Here is an 18,780-nt window from a genome sequence, read left to right on the forward strand (position 1 = left end):
GTGACATTCTACTTAACGTTCACCTGGACGGCGTCCTTGCCGACACGCACCATGTAACTGCCCGACTTCGGGATTTCCACACGCTGCGAGCCATTGGATACCGTACCGCGCTTCACGACGCGACCATCCATGTCAAACACTGCGTAGCGGGAACCCATCTGAGCCTCTTCGATATTGAGAGCGCGAGCGTCAACAGCCACGTTGAAGCGTACTGCAAGCGATTTCAAAACAGCCTTATAGACGCCATCTTCAAGTTTCCACTTGACAAAGGCATACCTCACGCCATTCTTCGAAATTTCGTCAGGAATCACGCTCTTCAGTGCACGGGCAATCGTCGTATCGGCACGGTCCGTGTAGATCACCACCACTTCGCCAGTCTTTCCAGCGATCTCATAACGGAGCGTCTTCTGGAACAGCGGATACAAGCTCTTGTTGCCGGCATCGGTTTCGCGCATTGCCTTCACGCGATCGCCGCGGCCCTTGGTCTTTGTATACCAACCATTGAAGACCCATGTCGTGTCAGACTTCATGACGGCATCGGGCAAAAGAGTCACCTCGCCATAATTGTAGCCGTTGAACTTCGACGTCAACACAGCGCCTTCGGGCAGGTGGAAGTTAATCACGTAGACAACATCACCCTTCGCAAAGACAGGCACGTAATATCCCGTCGCTTCATCTTTTTCCCAACCGGCAAGAGTATAGGTATCATCCTTTCCTTTCACCTTGATGGGCGGCAAATGATTGTTCAAGGCGTCGTTGATCTTTTGTTCGATCTGCGACTTGGAATCCTGCGCACGGATGTCTACATAGATTGTATCCGTAGCACCATCACCATACTTGACGATAATCTGTTCCACGCGCAAAACGCCCTTGAAGTCAGGTTCGTAAACACCAGTTTCGGGATTCTGCTTCCAGTCAAGAACATAGGTAGAATCGCCATTGTCAGGTTTGCTCGGGAGAGCAATGCCGTTCTGTTCAAGAGCAGCGTTAATCTTTTCAACGATATCCTTGTGAACATCGGTCACGTGAATTTCCACATCGATGTGCTTTTCAGGATCATCCTGATATTTCACATCAATCGTATCCTTCTTGACCGTTGCATCAAAGACAGGTTCATACTGACCCGATGTAGGATTCTTTTCCCAGCCGTCAAAGGCATAAGTAGAATCCTTGTCTTCATCCTTGGTCGGGAGCGCAATGGGCGGCACATGACCCGCAAGAGCATCATTAATCTTTTCGTTAATCACGGAATCAGAATCATCGTCACCCACAATCACATGGAGCGTATCGCCGGCATCATTGTAAGCAACAACAATTTCCGGAGGTGTAATCGTCAAGGATCCATCAGTCACGTCAAAGGTCACGTCGAAGTTATTGTTCTTGTTCGTGAACATTGCACTCGTGAGACCCATAGCGTAAGTACCGCTCTTGGTCTTTTGGATCACAGATTCGCCACCGAAGACGATGTCGCTCGCTGAATACATTGCGTTGTTAATAGAGGCATCGTAGCCAGACACAACTTGCTGAGAACCGTTATAGGCATAAGTACCCGTGCGGCCCACAATAGAAACCGTCACCGGAGACTTCGTAACAGTAAGATCACCCTTGACCTCAGCAAGCGTGTAGTTCGTGCTTACATCGGTTCCTTCTTTCAGTTCATAAGTGAACGTATTTGCGCTTGTTCCAGCAACCGTCTGGGAGCCCGTTACCGTAAAGTAGGCACCTTCATTAGGAGCAAAGCCGTCGCCACCCACCGTCACCGTCGGGGCGGTAAGAGCCGTACCATCGTACACCTTACTTGCGTCTGCAGACGTCAATGTCACATTACGCTTTTTAACCGTAAGATTGCCCTTGGTTACATTCACTTCGTAATTCATGTTCGCAGTATAACTTGCCGAAATCGCTTTCGGATAAGAGCCGGCATTCTTTACATTCGCATTCGAACGGTAATACTTGATGACGCCCAAGTCATCCGGATTGACAAGGCCCGTAACCTCGCCGGTAAACTCAGGATCCGCATCACCATAAAGTTTCTCAGCAGCACTTACCTTAATGGTAACGGCAGCCTTTGTCACGGTCAGAATTCCAAGATTTTCTACAATCTGGTAGTTTCCTTGCTTGGCAGTTGCATCCCATTGAATATCGTATGTATTCTTAGAAGAACCGACCATCTTCTGGCTACCCGTCGCCACCACTGTCGCCGTTTCACCATTGACAAAAACTGCTGTTACACCAGCTGTGAGCGGATTTCCATCATAAGCCTTTGAATCAGAAGCCGTCGTAATCGTCAGCGGAGCCTTAGTCACAGACAAGAAACAGTCAACCTTATTTACCTTGTACAAATCCGTGACATTTGTCGTCCCATTCATGATCTTATAAGATTTTACTGAGCTGGTCACAGTACCAACATCTGTAATGGAGTTTGTAAATTCGACATCAACAACCTGGTCGTCAGCACCCAAATTTCCTGACGTTGTAAAAGTCGCCGACAACGGAGTACCATCATACACCTTCGAGTCACCGACAGCAACAATCGTCACAACAGGCGATGCAGTAATCATCAGCTTTGCCGTTTTTTCTTGAGTCTTTTTATAGTTCGGGTTGGTCGCAACAACTTTAATCGTATGGTCCCCCACTCCCGAAGCAACGAGAGAACTCAACTTATCCGTCCATTCGCCACCATCCATCTGATACATGAAAGTCGTTCCCGGAGCATCACTAGAAGCCCCATGCGTCATAGAATGCGGAGCTCCATCATCCGTCACATATTCGTCAGCAAAAACGACCTCAAAATTACCATTACTCTTTTCTACAACAAATTTCTTGGCAGGCGGAGCAATACTGCCTATGGTATAGTTCGCCGTCACGCCATTGCCGTCAGCATCCAAGATTTTCACTTCTGCAGGATCCGTCATAACCGGGTCATAATTATCGCCCGCATCAAGCACATCTACGGTATAGCCTACATTGTGCGTATGACCCTTAGTCAAGTCACTAGTCTTGGACTTGCCTTCAACATGGATAGAGTCTCCCGTATATGTTTTCGACGGAATGTTATCCGTAGTAAAGTTGACCAATTTCGGGCTTACACTGATAGATCCACCATCAACAAAAGTAACATCGAACGCACTGGTTACAGTATCTCCCGTCGTCTTGTTCACAATCGCAAAGCTTACGATATTCGCATCAATCGGACCGTCAAAGACATTCTTGATAGAATCCGTCACAACAACAGTCTTATAATCGCTACCAAGACTACCATTCGTCACCGATACAGTATATTTAGCGCCGCAGTTCTTGCCGTTGTACTCGCAAGAATTGTCTTGGAGCGTAACAGTAACCTTAGTCTGACTCCATTTGGCATACAGCTTCACGTCTCCATAAGGAGCCTTGATTTCCACTTTGGTAACCTTTTTGCCACCCACTTCAGCATCATACCAACCTTCGAACTTATAGCCAACCTTTGTCGGGTTCTTCAAGACAACATCTGAAGAATCCATCGTGTACGTGGTATCGTTATCCACATGATTCACGCCACCATCCAATTCATAGATAATCTTATAAACAGTCTTTTCCCAATGCGGGAAAAGAGTCACGTTCTTATTTTCTGTATAAAGTGCATTCAGTTCATAGGCCTTATCTCCGTTATCAACAGTAGACCAGCCATCTTGTTCATAACCAGCTCTCTTATACACAGCTCCCAACAAGGCAATATCTTCGCCATATTTCTTTACCACAGGAGCAACGTTATTCGCGCCTTCTTCACCAGCCTGATAATTGATGGTATATTCCTTGGTTCTCCAATAAGCATAAAGCGTTACATCGCCGAAAGATCCCTTCGTAATCTGAAGAGCCTGATTCGTAAAGGCACCATCATAGAACCAGCCCTTGAATTCAAGTGTATCGTTAGCGATTGTCGGAGTTTTCAGCAGAACCGTTTCCGATTCTATGGTATAGTTAATGGGATTTGCCCCATTATCCGTTCCACCATTCAAGTTATAAGTAAGGGAATAAAGAACAGGGACCCATTTCGCAAACAAGGTAATTTCTGAAGTAACAGGAGTCTGGAAATTATACGAATTCGTGCACGCCGCCTCGACAAACCAACCTTTAAACTGATAACCATTTGCAACAGGTTCCTCGGGAGCCGTCGCACGTTCTTCTTCGTATATGACTTGATCGGCAGGAGCAGTACCATGTCCCTGCACATCGAACTTCACCTTAAACTGCGGAGCAGGGCTCCAGCGAGCATAGAACGTCGCATCCTTTGTTGCCACACCCAAGTTTTCAAGGGCAAGGCCATTTTCAGAATCGGACCACCCTGCAAAATAATATTTATTGTTTCCCACTTTATAAACAGACGGCAGCTGTTCTGCGGTAAAGCCAGCAGTCGTAATGGTGCTATCCTTTACAACCTTCTTGGTATATTTTGCCGCACCATCACCATTGTTAAGATCAAACGTAATCGTATAAAGAACAACATCTTTCCATACAGCATACACCTTCTTTACGCCATAAACAACACCCAGATTCTCAGGGGCGCTGGCAGTCGGGCTTAATGCCCAACCAACAAAAGACTTAGTACTGTCATAAGTCGGTGTTGAGATTTCATCGGCCGTCAACGGAGTATTGAATTTAAGTTCTTTAGTAGTCTTGGAACCAGGAGCGAAAGAGCCTCCATTGGCATCGAAGGTTATCAAGAATACCGTTTCAGCATTCGAGTTATCTTCTTTTTTAGAAACACCGGTGATAGCAATATTTTCCTGATTAGTCCAAAGGCCCGTAGAATCGGAGCATGTTTTTGTCGTAGCGTCCCACGTATGTTTATTCAGCAAGCATGCATTTTCTTCTGTATTGACGTTGTTAAATCCCTTGGGGTCGCCAACAACATTCACATACACATCGAGAGACCCAACCCAAATATCATTGTTCAAAGCATCGGTATCGTAATAGCAATTCGACAGAGTAATCGTAATCGATTGCGCTTTTGACGTATCCCTGTTGTTTACGATTCGGCCTGCTATAGCCCCTTGCGCACCAATTTCATCCGGATGAGCTTCCAAGTTGTCGCCATCATAGACGCTACTCGATATCGTCACGCCACCACGAATCACACCCGAAATACCACCGACATAAACATCTCGGCCGGACGCTTCAATTGAAGCCGTGCTCAAGGCATTGCTTACCGTCTTGCCATCGGTCATGGCACCCAAAATACCGCCAGCACCAACATCTCGACCATTCGTGACGATTTTTCCCGAAGTATAGCAGGTATCAATGGTTCCGCCGGTCATCCAACCGACAATGGGACCCACGCTAACCTGGTGCGGGTTTGCCCAGTAATCATTTTTACCGGTCGCATAAATAGTCACCCCATCAAGAATCAGATTCCTTACTGTACCGCTACCGATCACGCCGAACAAGCCCACATTCTGACAATAGGAAGGATTGCCATGCACTACATCGAAAACCTGCATGACAAATTCTTTACTGTCGACCTTTAGATTCTTAATGGTAATACCATTTCCCAAGAACGTGCCCGTATACTTCGCGGTACCATTACCGGCTGCAATCGGAGTAAACGGCTTATTGTTCATATCCAAGTATTCCGCCGTTATCTTGGCATTCAATTCTACATTGACCGTAAAGTCCCACGCAGATCTCAAATACCCTGTATAAGGTCCCTTATTCCACAAGGCTTTTTTAGCAGGATCCAGATAGTAAGATTCCGGATCCTGTCGAATTGCCTTCATCAAGTTGATAGCCGAATCCTTGAACGCACGAGTTCTATATTCTGCTTTGGAGGTGTCGGCCTCAATGAGGCTTATCAACCTCTGCCATTTTGCTTCAAGCACATAATTATTCACCGTATCGGAAAACCACGCCAGATTTGCCGCAGAATCGATCAAGAAATATTCCTTGCCATCAATCGTCTGCTTCTTTGCCGGAGTCTTGGTCGTACCATCCCAGACATCTGCCCACGCAGATTGAATACCCACCATAAAAATAAGCAGGGCGAGCAACTTTCCAAGAGAAATCTTACCTGTATCCATAGACATCCTCTTATACGATCATCTTTCCGTTCCACAAAAACAAGGAAAACCCTTGAGATTCCTTCTTGCTGTAAAACTAATTATTTTTTTTTACAAATTCCATTTTTTTAATATTTTTTTGCACAATGGCTATTTTTTACTTATTTTATGTATCTGAAACCCCATTTATGGGAGCTAAAGCATTATTATGACCATTATTCGCAAAATTTTGACTATTAGCAGTGTTCTTGCTGTTCTCGGGTTTGCCCAGGGATCTCCTGAACCGCCCCCTGACGATTGGGACACCACCACCGATTCTACCGCTACGGCCAACCAGCCGCAGACCGCCGCCGTGCAAGATTCTACGGTCAAAGCAGCAGACACATCTGCAGCCGTCGTTGCTGACAGCACAAAGCCAGCCGACACCGCCAAGGTAGCCGCCGCTCCGGCTGATTCTGCCAAGGCAGACACGACTGCCGCCGATAGTGCCGCACCGAAGAAGCCTCGCAACAAGATTACCTATGCCGATTACCAGAAAAGAGTCATCAAAGCCGCCAAAAAGCGTTCTAGGACTTTGCATCATGGCCTAAGCCTTGTCAGCGCCAACTACCACGACAAGAACTACTGGCACACGAACCACGATGCCGACTGGGGCATGGGTATGGGCATGTACTACTTCTACAGACGCTATATCGGCAACTACCTAGGATTCCAGGGCAGATTGGGCGCCCTCTACCGCTACTCCCGCTGGAGCTTCGATGTAGGCGAAGAGGACGGACAGCTTTCTTCTGGCGAAGAGTACACGCTGGTTCATAGCCTGGACCGCAAATACTACAACTTCTCGGCAGACATGCCTCTCACCGGAAAAGTGGGTTACCACGTCAAGGGTACAACCACCTTCCTTTTCGCAAGCTTGACTTTTGGACTGACCAAGCCCATTTACGAAATGACCGATACCGAGAACTGGCTCGACATCAAAACCAATGACAAGAAGCTCAAGGCCGACCTGGACTTGATCGACAAAGCCGGTCAGAGCCCGTTCCCCCTTTACGAAAGCCACCAGACCAACAAGTTCTTCTATATGGACGACTGGGAAACCAGTGGCTGGATTGGTCTGGGCATCGAAAGCAGACTGGTCTCGTTTGAAGTCCAGATGTTTGCCTTCGGTGGCGCATCGCAGAATGCAAACCACAGATATTATCACATCGGACACGACAGCAATCCTACCTGGCGTATGTTCCTGGACTTTAGCATAAAGTAATGAGGTAAGATTATGAATCAGAAAAGCTTTATGTTGAAACTCGTTTCTATTCCGCTGATTTCTTTGACCGCGTTCTGCTTTACGGCATGCGGAGACAATTCTATTGAAGTCGAAAACGAAAAACAGGCAAACTTCTCGATCGACTTCGATGCAGCATTGGACACTCTTGAAAGCCGTCGCGACAACATGGACTATTACAATTGCTACGAGAAGACCAAGCGCGTCGTCTACAATTATAAGGTACGTTGCGACAACTTTATCGACAAGTTCCGTGACAGCGACACCGACTCCGTCTTGAGCCTCGAAACCGTCATCAGAATGGTGAAGGACAACGAGAGCTACAACGACAAGGGCAGCTTCATCGGCACCAACAACGACCCGGCAATCAATTACCTGCAGGTCACGAAAATGCTGAGCATCACGCTTACCAGCTATAAGCAGACCGCAGATTCCATCAGTAAAACCGAAAAAATTGGCGACCCGCAAGTCAGGTTCCTGGTGAAGTCCTATATCGATTCCGAACCCTCGGAATACGATCCGCTTTCGGCTACCGCCTTGGATACGCTGAACCTCAAGAGTTGGAAGGGCGAAAAGAAAGTCGCCATCCAGATTCCTCGCGGCATAGACGCCATCGACATTTGCCCCGTACTCAGGGACAAGAACGAACATGACGCCTACTACGACGACGAAGACCTACTGAACGATTCGGACTGCATTTCTGTCACGAACCTGGGATTCTTCAAGGAAAACAACGTCAAGCCCCAGACGACAAAGGGCGAAAAAGCCACTATCACCTGGGAATGGTTCATGTACTCGATAAAATAGTCTAGTTGCCCTGAGCCGGCTGGCGTGCGGCTTCACGCATACGCTTGCGGGCGCGGGACCCAGGACGGTTACGGCCGATGGTTCGGCGCCCTTCCTGCGGATTCGCTTGTTGAACGCCTTCGCTCTTTGGAGCGGGGCGTTTTTCGTTTTGCGGATTATTCTGCGGGCGGTTTTGCTGCGGGCGATTCTTTCCGTGACCGTGCTTGGCCTGATTATTGTTTTCTGCCTTCTGGCCGCCCTGACGGTTATTATCATGGCGATTACCGCGGTTATTGTCGCGGCGCGGGAATCCACGGCCGCGGGCGTTGCGCATTTCGCTTTCGGGAGTTTCCTTTTGCTGGGGCGGGAGCTTTTCGTAAATTGCCTTGTCACCTTCGGGAATGCTGATGCGAGTCAGCTTCTCGATGGCGCGCAAATCTTGTTCTTCATCAGGGGCGCAGAACGAAATGGCGATACCGTCTTTGCCGGCGCGGGCGGTACGGCCGATGCGGTGCACGAATGTTTCCGGGACATCGGGCAAGTCGTAATTGAATACGTGCGACACGTCATCCACATCGATACCGCGGGCGGCAATGTCGGTTGCCACGAGTACGCGAATCTGTTCGCACTTAAAATTGCCTAAAGCTTGTTGTCTGCGGTTCTGGCTCTTGTTACCGTGAATAGCGGCGCACTTGATGCCCGCCTTTTCGAGCACGCGCGTAATCTTGTCGGCGCCGTGCTTGGTGCGGCTAAAGACCAGCACCTTTTTCATTTCGGGGTGAGCGAGCAGCAGTTCCTTGAGGAGCGCGCCTTTGCGGCGCTTGTCGATGCGGTAGAGTTCCTGATGAATGCGCTCGATCGGAGTGCTCTGCGGCGCCACCTCCACCCTCACCGGGTTCGGGCGCAGGATTGTCGCGGCAAGCTTTGTAATGTCTTCGGGCATGGTCGCGCTGAAGAACAGATTCTGGCGATTCTGCGGCAGCAGCGCCACCACCTTGCGGATATCGTGAATGAATCCCATGTCGAGCATGCGATCGGCTTCATCAAGTACGAAGAATTCAAGCGCCTTCAGAGACACTGCTTTCTGGTTGATCAAATCGAGCAGGCGCCCCGGAGTTGCAACAAGAACATCTACGCCGCGAATCAGGTTACGCTTCTGACTCACGTCACTCACACCGCCAAAAATGCAGGCGGTCGAAATGGCCGTAAATTGGGCGTACTGCTTAAAGCATTCTTCCACCTGAATGGCAAGCTCACGCGTAGGCAAAAGAATCAACGCGCGGCAAGTCTTAGGCGCACGGAACTTTCCGGAATCCAGCAACAGCTGTAGAATCGGAAGTGCAAAAGCCGCCGTCTTCCCCGTACCCGTCTGTGCGATTCCCAGCAGATCACGCCCCTCCAAGAGACTCGGAATCGACTGTTCCTGAATCGGAGTGGGTTGTTCGTAACCGACAGCGCGAATAGCACGCTGCAAGGGATTTGCTAGGGGAAGTTCTGAAAAAAGCATATTAGTGCCAAATGTAGAAAAAGGGAATCCCTTTTTATAAGGATTCCCTTTTTTCGAGAGAGGTTTTGGTAAAATGGATTAAAGCTTAACCTTGAAGGACTTGCCGCCCACCTTGACGATGTACACGCCCTTGGCGCCGGTATAGACCTTCTGCACGGCACCGAGACCGCGAGTGGTACGCACCTGATGGCCGAGGCTGTTGAACACGGTAATGTTCATGCCCTTAGCGCCACCGACCACGATGTAGTTGTCAGAGGATCTGTAGACGGAGAGACCGAAGTCATTCTGAAGTTCGTTAGCAATAGCCATGCCATGGCAAGAAGCATCAAACGGATTGACATTGCAATCCACTTCGCCCTTGCTAGAAGAGGACTTCGGACCCCACGGATTCGTAGAAGAAGAGCTCTTGGCTTCGCTAGAAGAAGACTGCGGCGGTTCTGCGCTAGAAGAAGATTCCGGAGAAGGACCAGAGCCTTCACCAGCGATAACAATGTCGCCTGCATTCGGGACTGCGTCGAAGTATACGTAGCCACCCTCAACCTTGGCTTCGAGCTTGGCACCAGCCTGCGTCACATTGGCAGTGGAGCCGCTGTACTTGACTTTCAGGGTGAGCGGGTAGTCGTAATCGGAAACGTTGTCCTTAATGCTGTGAGTCAGCTTAACCGTTGTGGAACTGCCGCTGTTAGAAACTTCAACCTTGGAGGCCTTGCGTTCCTTGATATACATGGCGACATGGCCCATCGGAGCCACCCAAATGTCCTTGTCATTCTGCTGGGCCCACTTGAGACCGTCTTCAATGGCGCTGAGCGGCGTGGGCGAGTAGGTGGCGGAACCGTTGTTCTTGTTCTCGAAACCGTGGGTAAGGAACGAAATCCAGCCGCCCTGCTGTACGGCCTTCTGCATGTTGCCCTTGAAATCGTTCGTGCCGGTGGATCCAGTCATGATGGCGGATGCCATTGCCCAGTCGCTAGGACCGTCCTTGCCCATCATGTCGGGCTGGCTCTGCCAGGAACCGTTACAGATACGGCCAATGACGTAGTTCTGCAGCACGGCGCTCTTGTTCGGCACATTGCAGTTCGGATAGGCGACCGTGATGATGCCGTACTTCTGCTGGATCTTGCCTGCGATAGCCTGCTTCGAAGAAGCTTCTTCGCCGCTCATGTTCTGGCCGTGGGTGTTGCTGTGGCTTGCGATTTCATGACCGTTCTTGGCCATGTTGCCGAAACCGCTCCAGTCGGGGTTCCAGTTCACCACCACGTTGAATGTGGCTTTGTAGCCGTACTTGTCGAACAACGGACCGCCGTCGCTCACGTGGCTCGGAGCGCCATCGTCAAACGTGAAAGACGCTGCGCCCTTGCGGAAGCCTGCCCAAGTGGCAATTTCAGCATCCTGAGCAAAAACCATGGAAGAACCCATGGCAATCAGCGCAGCAATAGAAATCTTTTTGTAATTCATACACTCACACCCTTTTTAGTGATTGATTTTAATGTTTTACCCCGTTATAATATATATATGGGCTAAATCAATCGCAATAATAGGGCGAGAGTATCCGTTGTTAGCAAAAACAACGAATGTAAACGTTCGGAAACATTTTTTTGCTAGCCGAGTTTCTGGAGGAAATCCATGAACAGGTAGAGGGCGGGGGCTGCGAGGTAGAAGGAATCGCAGCGGTCGAGCACGCCTCCGTGGCCGACAAACAGGTTGCCGGAATCCTTGGTACCGCTCCAGCGCTTCAGGGCTGACATCAGGAGGTCGCCCACCTGACCGGCCACCGTCAAGAGCAAGCCGATAACGATAGCAGAACCCCAGTTGATTTCGGCACCGAAAACGGAGAGTGCCGAGCTGCACTTGGCCCAATAAGTCACCCAAGCAATCGTCGCAATGGAACCCGCGACAGAACCTTCCCAGGTCTTTTTCGGGCTAATGCTCGGTGCAAACGGATGGCGACCGAAAGGACCCTTGCCAGCGGCGAATTTACCGAAGAAATAGGCGACGGTATCGCAAAGCCAGCACGAAGTCATGACTAAAATGAACGGATAGCAATGTTCAAAGCCCTGGCCGTTGCCCATCATCATCACGTTCATGCCACCCCAGAGGCCCACATAGAGCGGGGCACCCAGCTGCATCACAAGCCACGGGAACAGGTGATCAATTTCAACCTTGGCATACGCCAAGCCAATGTAAATCGCAAAAATCACGAGGAAGGTCATGCCCACCACATACGGCACGGCAGGCATTCCAAAATAGCCACCCTTGGAAAGCGCCCAAGCGAGCGTCAGGGCCAAGGAAGCGGCGAACGAAAGGTAACGAGTATCGGGACCCTTGTACATTTTGCAAGCCATGCCGGCCCATTCCCAGGCGCCGACACCGGCCAAAAAGCACATCAGTCCAATACGGCTGTAGTCGCTGAACCACAGCAAAAAGAACACGATAGGAATGGCGACAACCGCCGTAATTACACGCTGCGCAAGATTACTCATGCAACACCTTTCCAAAACGTCTTTCTCGAGTATTAAAGAACTCGACAGCCTTCATGAATTCTTCCTTGGTAAAGTCGGGCCACAGCGTATCCGTTACGTAGAATTCGCTGTAGGCAGCCTGCCACAGCAGGTAATTCGAAAGCCTGAATTCTCCCCCAGTACGAATCACGAGATCCGGATCGGGAGCTCCTTTTAAATACAAATTCTTAGCGAAGAGCGTCTCGTCGATATCTTCGGCCTTGATTGCGCCCGATGCGACTTGAGCGGCAATGGAGCGAGCGGCCTCGACAATTTCTTGCCTGCCACCATAAGAGATAGCGAGGTTCAGCTGCATGCCCGTATTGTTCGCCGTCTTATCGATAGCGGACTGCAAGCTTGCGCGCGGCTTTTCGGGCAGACGGTTCATGTTTCCAATCACCGTAAGCTTTACATTTTTCTCCATAAGGTCGGGGATTTCCTTGACCACCATTTCAATCAGGAGGTTCATCAGGTAATCCACTTCCTTGCTGGGCCTGCCCCAGTTTTCAGAACTGAACACATACAAAGTCATGTGTTCGAGCTTCAGGTTCACGCCCACTTCGACGGCGTCAATCGTCGCCTGGGTTCCCTTACGATGACCCAGGAAACGTTCAAGACCGCGGCTACGAGCCCAACGCCCGTTGCCATCCATGATAATCGCTACATGTCTAAGCTGATTTGCCACGCAAACCCCGGACTACACCTTGAGGATGTCTGCTTCCTTTTCAGCGAGGAGGCTGTCGATCTGGGCAATAGCCTTGTCGGTAGCCTTCTGGATTTCGTCCTGCTGTTTCTTGACTTCGTCTTCGGGCAGTTCCTTGTTCTTCTTGAGGGCGTCGTTAGCATCGCGGCGGATATTGCGGATTGCCACACGACCTTCTTCGGCATGCTTGCGTGCAATCTTTGCGAGTTCCTGACGGCGTTCCGTGGTAAGAATCGGAAGGCTCACGCGAATGCAGTTGCCGTCCTTCATCGGGGTAAGGCCGATGTTTGCAGCAAGGATAGCCTTTTCAATCGGGTCGACCATGGTCTTTTCCCACGGGGACACAAGCAGCATGCGCGGTTCGGGCACAGAAACCTTAGCCACCTGGGAAATCGGAGTCGGCGTACCGTAGTAGTCGATGCGCACGTCGTTCAGGATAGCGGGGCTAGCCTGGCCTGCGCGGATCTTCGAGAATTCACGTTCGGTGGCCTCAATGGCCTTGTTCATTTTATCAGAATAATCTGCCATAATTTTTTGCGTGTTAAAAGGTTTTACTTACCAGTTACTAGTTGCGAAATATAGATAATTGAAAATGTAGGCGTAAAATAAGTAGTGTTTTTGTAAGAGAAAATTCTAAATTTGCCATCATGCCTACTAAAAAGCCCAAAGTTTTCGTTGTCCACTTAGGATGTGCCAAGAACCAGGTCGATGCAGAAAACCTGGTCGGCGAGATGTTGCACGCCGGCTTTACCACCTGCGACACAGCCGCCAAGGCAGACTACATCCTGGTAAACACTTGTGGATTCATCGAAGCTGCCAAGGAAGAATCCATCAACGCGATTCTCGCACAAATTAACGGCAAAAAGCCCAAGCAGAAACTGATCGTTTCAGGTTGCCTTTCGGGTCGCTACGGAGACGAACTCGTAAAGGAGCTCCCGGAAGTCGATTACTGGGTAGGCACCTACAAACCGGGCGAACTTTTGAAGAAGATGGGCATTGTTGCCCCCGCCACTTGCGACGCCGAGAACATGGCCCGCATGAACCTGGGCGGATTCAAACACCACGCCTACCTGAAGATTGCCGAAGGCTGCAACCGCCGTTGCGCCTACTGTGCCATTCCGCTCATTCGCGGCAAGCAGGTTTCCCGCAGCATCGAAGACATCGTTGAAGAAGCCAAGGAACTTGAAAAGCAGGGCGTTCAGGAAATCACGCTCATCGCTCAAGACACGACTTACTTTGGTCGCGAAAAGGGCAAGAAGGGCGGCACGCTCGCCCAGCTTTTAAAGGCGATTCTTGACAACACGAGCATTCCGTGGATTCGCACGCTTTACTGGTACCCGATGTTCGTGGACGACGAACTTCTGGACCTGATGGCAAACGAACCGCGCCTTGTGAAATACGTGGACATGCCGATTCAGCATGCGAGCGACAACGTGCTCAAGAACATGAAGCGCAACTACCGCAAGAAAGAACTTGTCGATATTCTGCACAAGATTCGCGAGCGCATTCCGGGGGTAACGCTTCGCACCACGGTACTTGTCGGATTCCCCGGCGAAACCCACGAAGACTTTGAAGAACTGATGGAACTCTTGGAAGACATCCAGTTCGATCACTTGGGCGGATTCGTATTCAGCCCCGAAGAAGGCACGCCCGTGATGGAGATGGACTTGCCTGCAGTCGACGAAAGCGAAGCCCGCGCAAGGCTCGATGCCGTGAACGATTTGCAAGAAGAACTCGACGCCGAACACGCCGAGGCGATGATCGGCAAGACCGTTCGCATTATCATTGACCAAGTCGCCGAAGAAAGCGAATACCACTTCTATGGACGCACCGAAGGCAACTCCATGGAAAACGACGATATCGTGAAGGTGCTTGAAGGCGATGCCGACGTAGGCGAATTCCGCGACGCGCTCGTGGTAGACGCCGAGCCGCATGAGTTGATAGTTAAGTTGGTTTAATTTACTATCTTTGATTCGCTCGCCCTTGTAGCTCAGTTGGATAGAGTGTCAGCCTCCGAAGTTGAAGGTCATGCGTTCGAATCGCATCAAGGGTATGAAAAAAAGCTCCCAATAGGGAGCTTTTTTTAAATGCAGATTCCGCACCAAGTGCGGAATGACATCAGGACTTAGCGACCGGCAACGCCAGAGCGGGCTCTTGCCTTTTCACGTTCGCGGCGACGCTTTTCGGTGTCATCCGGGAAGAGTTCCGGCAGGGCGTAACCGACAGCGATACCGAATACGATACCCGTCTTGCTCATGCCCTTCGGATCCACCACGCGGGAACCCCATTCGCCATCATCCCAAATGTACTGGGTATTTCCTTCCAAGTCTGTCATCGGGGTTTCTAGCTTACGGAAGCTCGGGTTATCCGTTTCTGCGTCACCCGTTCCGTTGTCCTTATTGTATCTAACCGGAGTCTTGGCCAGCTTCGGAGCATAGTACATACCGATAGAGAACTGCAAGTAGTACCATTCATTGGTCAAGTAGGTAATAAGGGCATCAAACTGGAAGCCGTCCACCTTGATCAAGGCACGGACCTTGCTTTCATCGGGGATGATATCGTGGTCAAAGTAGACCGTACCATAAGAAACAGACAAGCCCAAATGGAGCGGGTTCTTGGGGAACAGGTAGTAGTTCAAACCGACCTTGTAACCCGTACCGCCTTCAAGTTCCCATTCGTCGAAGTCGTTATCGGTGCCCTTGGGCAAGAAGCCGAAAGAACCGTACAGAGACAAATGGAACGGCAAAATGTATTCGACACCGGCACCGATGCCCATACCCATACCGGTTTCACCCATAATCGGGTAACGGGAACCCATACCGATCTGGAAAATCAAGCGGTTACGGAGCCAGTCACGACGGCGTTCAGAGTTTGCATATTCATCCTGACGCTGTTCTTCTTCAAACTTCTTGCGTTCGGCCATTTCACGGCGCTGGGCAGAGTTAATACCGACGTCATAGACTTCTTCCTCTTCTTCTTCATCGCCGGTAGCCATAGTAGCACGCGGAGCAGCCTCCCCCTCATCTTCTTGAGCAGAAGCAGGGGCGGACACGAAGCCTTCGTCGTCCTCGTCGAAGTCGTCTTGAGCCCAAGACATGAAGGCGGTTAAGCATAAAGACAAAAGTACTTTCTTAAACATGAAAAAGCCTCAGATTATATAATCGCATTTGCGAATATAACTTTTAAGTGCGCAAATCGCACGCAACTTAATGTAAAAAAAGCAAAAAACACGCTTTTCAAAGGGTATTTTTGCACAAAATTGCCAAAACGCCCCATTATTTGGCCTCAAGCAATTTCGCCTTGATAGAACCCAGCGCGATTTCACATTCCATAAGGACCGGAATGCGGCGTTCGTCATCGGTCAACCAGATGAAAATGCGGCCCTTGGACACGAAAATTCCGTCACCATCCAGCACGGGTTCCACCTTGATACAGGGGACTTCGCCAAGGACGCTTTTGACCGTTTCGCGACCATGCACAATGACCTTAAGTTCGTAACGCTTTTTGCCGCTCACCGCCGAAAAACGGGAGGTCTCGCCCACCTTGAGCGGGAGTGTACGCACCAGGTAGAACGCCGACATGATGCTGTGTTCTGCGCCCTGGATTGTGACAGCCGTATCGGCAGAACGCTTGACCTTGCGAGTCTTCATGTCAGTGAATACCGTGTCCGAAAGCCAGGCCTTTTCGCCCTTGCGGTCAAAGCGGATCACCGAGGTATTGTGGAACGTGCCCTCATGCAAGCGCTTGCGGAACACTTCGGTCATGAGCCCCTTGTTGCGCACGCGAGTGTAGACCGTATCGTTAACCGGATAGATTTTATTGATTGTCTTGTTGCCCGTCGCATACGTCAAGAACTCAGTCTTGCCATCTAAAGTCGGGCGAACTTCAAGCGTTGCAGAACCTGCCGTAATGAAACCCCAACCGAGGCTGAAAGTCAGCTTTTCGCCTTTCATCCATGGGGCATCCACTTCGGGCAAGTTCGGTTCGCTCGCGAAACATACAGCAACAAAGACCGCCACAAGTGCGGCGATCTTGAAGCTGAACTTTGTACTATTCCTAACCACTCTCAATTAGCCTTCGATGTCTCCGAGGCCCTTGCGGTAAGCGACGAGCTTTTCGCGGACGCTTGCATCAGAAAGGGCGACGATGTGGACGGCGAGGAAACCGGCATTCTTGCCGTTGCCGATGCCGACCGTGGCCACCGGGATTCCCGGGGGCATCTGCACGATAGAGTGCAGAGCATCGACGCCGTTGAGCGGGCCGCCGGCGCAGGGCAGACCGATAACGGGAAGGATGGTGTGCCCTGCGAGCACGCCCGGAAGGGCTGCAGCGAGGCCTGCAACACCGATGAGGACCTGGAGGCCTCGCCCGGCGGCTTCGCGAGCATACTTCGCGGTCGCATTCGGGGTGCGGTGTGCAGAGAGGATGTTGTATTCCCACACGATGCCGAAGCTGTCGAGCACGGCGGTGATCTTGTCTACAGTTTCCTGGTCGGACTTGCTACCCGCAACGATACCGACCTTTGCATTCGGAACTTCATTAATCTGCATATTTACTTCCTACTGTCTACTTTCTACTGCCTACTTGTTCGCGAGTCTTGCAAGGCCCTTCTTGCCGATGTCCTTGCGGTAGAACTTGCCTTCAAACTGAACCTTTTCGCAAGCGGCGTAAGCGATGTCCAAGGCTTCCTGGAGCGTTGCACCGTGACCGACCACGCCGAACACGCGACCGCCGTTAGTCACCAACTTGCCGTCCACCATCTTGGTACCGGCATGGAGCACCTGGGCGCCGTTCTTTTCGGCTTCTTCGATACCCGTGACAACCTTGCCCTTTTCGTAGGAGCCCGGATAGCCCGCGCTTGCAAGCACGACAATTGCGGAGCTGCCCTTCGGAGCCTTCGGGGCACCGAGTTTCGCGAGTTCGCCCTTTTCGGCAGCGTCGAACAAGGCGAGCACGTCACCATCGTAGAGCGGGAGCACAATCTGGCATTCGGGGTCGCCGAGGCGGCAGTTGTATTCCACGACCTTCGGGCCCTTGCTCGTGACCATGATGCCCACGTAAAGCACGCCCGTGTAGGGCTTGCCTTCGGCAGCCATACCCTTGAGGGTCGGTTCGATAATCTTTGCCTTGACTTCGTCGAGGAGAGCATCGGTGACGACCGGAGCCGGGCTGTAGGCGCCCATTCCGCCGGTGTTCGGGCCCTTGTCGTCGTCAAAGACGCGCTTGTGGTCCTGGGCAGAGGAGAGAATCACGTAGTCCTTGCCGTCGCAAACCACGAAGATGGAGGCTTCTTCGCCATCCATGAATTCTTCGATCACCACCGTCTTGCCGGATTCGCCGAAGACGGCCTTGTCGCCGAGCATTTCTTCAACAGCGTCGTTCGCTTCCTTGTCAGTCATGCAGACGATGGCGCCCTTGCCCGCTGCGAGGCCCGACGCCTTCACCACGATTGGAGCCGGGTGTTCGGCAAGGAACTTCTTCGCGGAGGCGAGATCGGTGAAGGTCTCGAAGGCTGCCGTCGGCACGTTGTACTTCTTCATGATATCCTTACTGAAGGCCTTGGAGCCTTCGAGCGCGGCAGCAGCCGCAGTCGGGCCGAAAGCGCGGAGCCCGCGACGGCGGAATTCATCCACCACGCCAGCGACGAGCGGGATTTCAGGGCCGATAATCGCGAGGTCGATCTTTTCGGCAACGGCGAGGTCGGCGATTGCCTTCGGGTCGGCCACATCCACCGGCACGCACTTGCCGAGGTTAGCCATGCCCGGGTTGCCCGGAGCGCACACGAGAGTGTCGCACAGCGGCGACTTCTTGACTGCAAGAGCGATGGCATGTTCGCGACCACCGCTACCAACGACGAGAATATTCATAAGCGAGTCCTTATCTGTTTCGGGGAATAATGTAGAAAATTTAAGCCTTTGGCGGCGCGGATTTGTTCTTTTCTCAACCAATTCACTCGCTAAACAGCATAAAAAAGA

The 18,780-nt window shown here is 51.1% G+C and carries 13 protein-coding genes and 1 tRNA gene; 4 read left to right on the plus strand and 10 right to left on the minus strand.

Translation table 11 applies throughout. From position 1 onward, the window contains the following. Nucleotides 1–8: 8 nt before the first annotated feature. Nucleotides 9–6,053 carry an InlB B-repeat-containing protein gene (locus tag BUA40_RS06750; protein WP_072799858.1) on the minus strand — a complete coding sequence of 2,015 codons (6,045 nt, stop codon included), beginning with the start codon at nucleotides 6,051–6,053 and terminating at the stop codon, nucleotides 9–11. Nucleotides 6,054–6,240: 187 nt separating this feature from the next. Here BUA40_RS06750 and BUA40_RS06755 point away from each other — a divergent pair, with 187 nt between their 5' ends. Both BUA40_RS06755 and BUA40_RS06760 read left to right on the plus strand, forming a co-directional pair. Further along, the gene (locus tag BUA40_RS06755; RefSeq protein ID WP_072799861.1) at nucleotides 6,241–7,293 is read left to right on the plus strand and encodes a hypothetical protein; all 1,053 of its coding nucleotides are present in this window, start codon (nucleotides 6,241–6,243) and stop codon (nucleotides 7,291–7,293) included. 12 nt (nucleotides 7,294–7,305) lie between these two features. Continuing rightward, nucleotides 7,306–8,118 (plus strand): hypothetical protein, encoded by an 813-nt coding sequence (locus BUA40_RS06760; protein ID WP_143149718.1) that lies wholly within the window; start codon nucleotides 7,306–7,308, stop codon nucleotides 8,116–8,118. A 1-nt stretch (nucleotide 8,119) separates the two neighbouring features. On the opposite strand, the gene BUA40_RS06765 is transcribed toward BUA40_RS06760, so the two are convergent. From BUA40_RS06765 to frr, 5 genes are all read right to left on the minus strand, one after another. Then, a complete protein-coding gene (locus BUA40_RS06765) occupies nucleotides 8,120–9,604 on the minus strand; it encodes a DEAD/DEAH box helicase (protein WP_072799867.1) in 1,485 nt (494 codons plus the stop codon). 78 nt (nucleotides 9,605–9,682) lie between these two features. Continuing rightward, the gene (locus tag BUA40_RS06770; RefSeq protein WP_072799870.1) at nucleotides 9,683–11,059 is read right to left on the minus strand and encodes a polysaccharide deacetylase family protein; all 1,377 of its coding nucleotides are present in this window, start codon (nucleotides 11,057–11,059) and stop codon (nucleotides 9,683–9,685) included. Nucleotides 11,060–11,202: 143 nt separating this feature from the next. Beyond that, complete coding sequence (locus BUA40_RS06775; RefSeq protein ID WP_072799872.1) at nucleotides 11,203–12,084, minus strand: phosphatidate cytidylyltransferase; 882 nt, start codon at nucleotides 12,082–12,084, stop codon at nucleotides 11,203–11,205. Next, the gene (locus tag BUA40_RS06780) at nucleotides 12,077–12,787 is read right to left on the minus strand and encodes an isoprenyl transferase (protein WP_072799875.1); all 711 of its coding nucleotides are present in this window, start codon (nucleotides 12,785–12,787) and stop codon (nucleotides 12,077–12,079) included. The genes BUA40_RS06775 and BUA40_RS06780 overlap by 8 nt, the downstream gene beginning before the upstream one ends. Before the next feature lie 12 nt (nucleotides 12,788–12,799). After that, the gene (frr, locus tag BUA40_RS06785) at nucleotides 12,800–13,333 is read right to left on the minus strand and encodes a ribosome recycling factor (protein ID WP_072799877.1); all 534 of its coding nucleotides are present in this window, start codon (nucleotides 13,331–13,333) and stop codon (nucleotides 12,800–12,802) included. Nucleotides 13,334–13,452: 119 nt separating this feature from the next. Here frr and rimO point away from each other — a divergent pair, with 119 nt between their 5' ends. Both rimO and BUA40_RS06795 read left to right on the plus strand, forming a co-directional pair. Beyond that, nucleotides 13,453–14,763 (plus strand): 30S ribosomal protein S12 methylthiotransferase RimO, encoded by a 1,311-nt coding sequence (gene rimO / locus BUA40_RS06790; RefSeq protein ID WP_072799882.1) that lies wholly within the window; start codon nucleotides 13,453–13,455, stop codon nucleotides 14,761–14,763. Between the two features lie 21 nt (nucleotides 14,764–14,784). Further along, nucleotides 14,785–14,858: transfer RNA gene (locus BUA40_RS06795), tRNA-Arg, on the plus strand. Between the two features lie 72 nt (nucleotides 14,859–14,930). Here BUA40_RS06795 and BUA40_RS06800 read toward each other — a convergent pair. The 4 genes from BUA40_RS06800 to purD form a co-directional block, all read right to left on the minus strand. Continuing rightward, the gene (locus BUA40_RS06800) at nucleotides 14,931–15,944 is read right to left on the minus strand and encodes a hypothetical protein (protein ID WP_072799887.1); all 1,014 of its coding nucleotides are present in this window, start codon (nucleotides 15,942–15,944) and stop codon (nucleotides 14,931–14,933) included. A 136-nt stretch (nucleotides 15,945–16,080) separates the two neighbouring features. Further along, a complete protein-coding gene (locus BUA40_RS06805; protein ID WP_255369235.1) occupies nucleotides 16,081–16,869 on the minus strand; it encodes a DUF3108 domain-containing protein in 789 nt (262 codons plus the stop codon). Between the two features lie 6 nt (nucleotides 16,870–16,875). Next, the gene (gene purE / locus BUA40_RS06810; RefSeq protein ID WP_072799891.1) at nucleotides 16,876–17,355 is read right to left on the minus strand and encodes a 5-(carboxyamino)imidazole ribonucleotide mutase; all 480 of its coding nucleotides are present in this window, start codon (nucleotides 17,353–17,355) and stop codon (nucleotides 16,876–16,878) included. Nucleotides 17,356–17,385: 30 nt separating this feature from the next. Then, the gene (purD, locus tag BUA40_RS06815) at nucleotides 17,386–18,672 is read right to left on the minus strand and encodes a phosphoribosylamine--glycine ligase (RefSeq protein ID WP_072799893.1); all 1,287 of its coding nucleotides are present in this window, start codon (nucleotides 18,670–18,672) and stop codon (nucleotides 17,386–17,388) included. Nucleotides 18,673–18,780 lie beyond the last annotated feature (108 nt).

The sequence above is a fragment of the Fibrobacter sp. UWT2 genome (assembly GCF_900142545.1).
Classification (GTDB): Bacteria; Fibrobacterota; Fibrobacteria; order Fibrobacterales; family Fibrobacteraceae; genus Fibrobacter.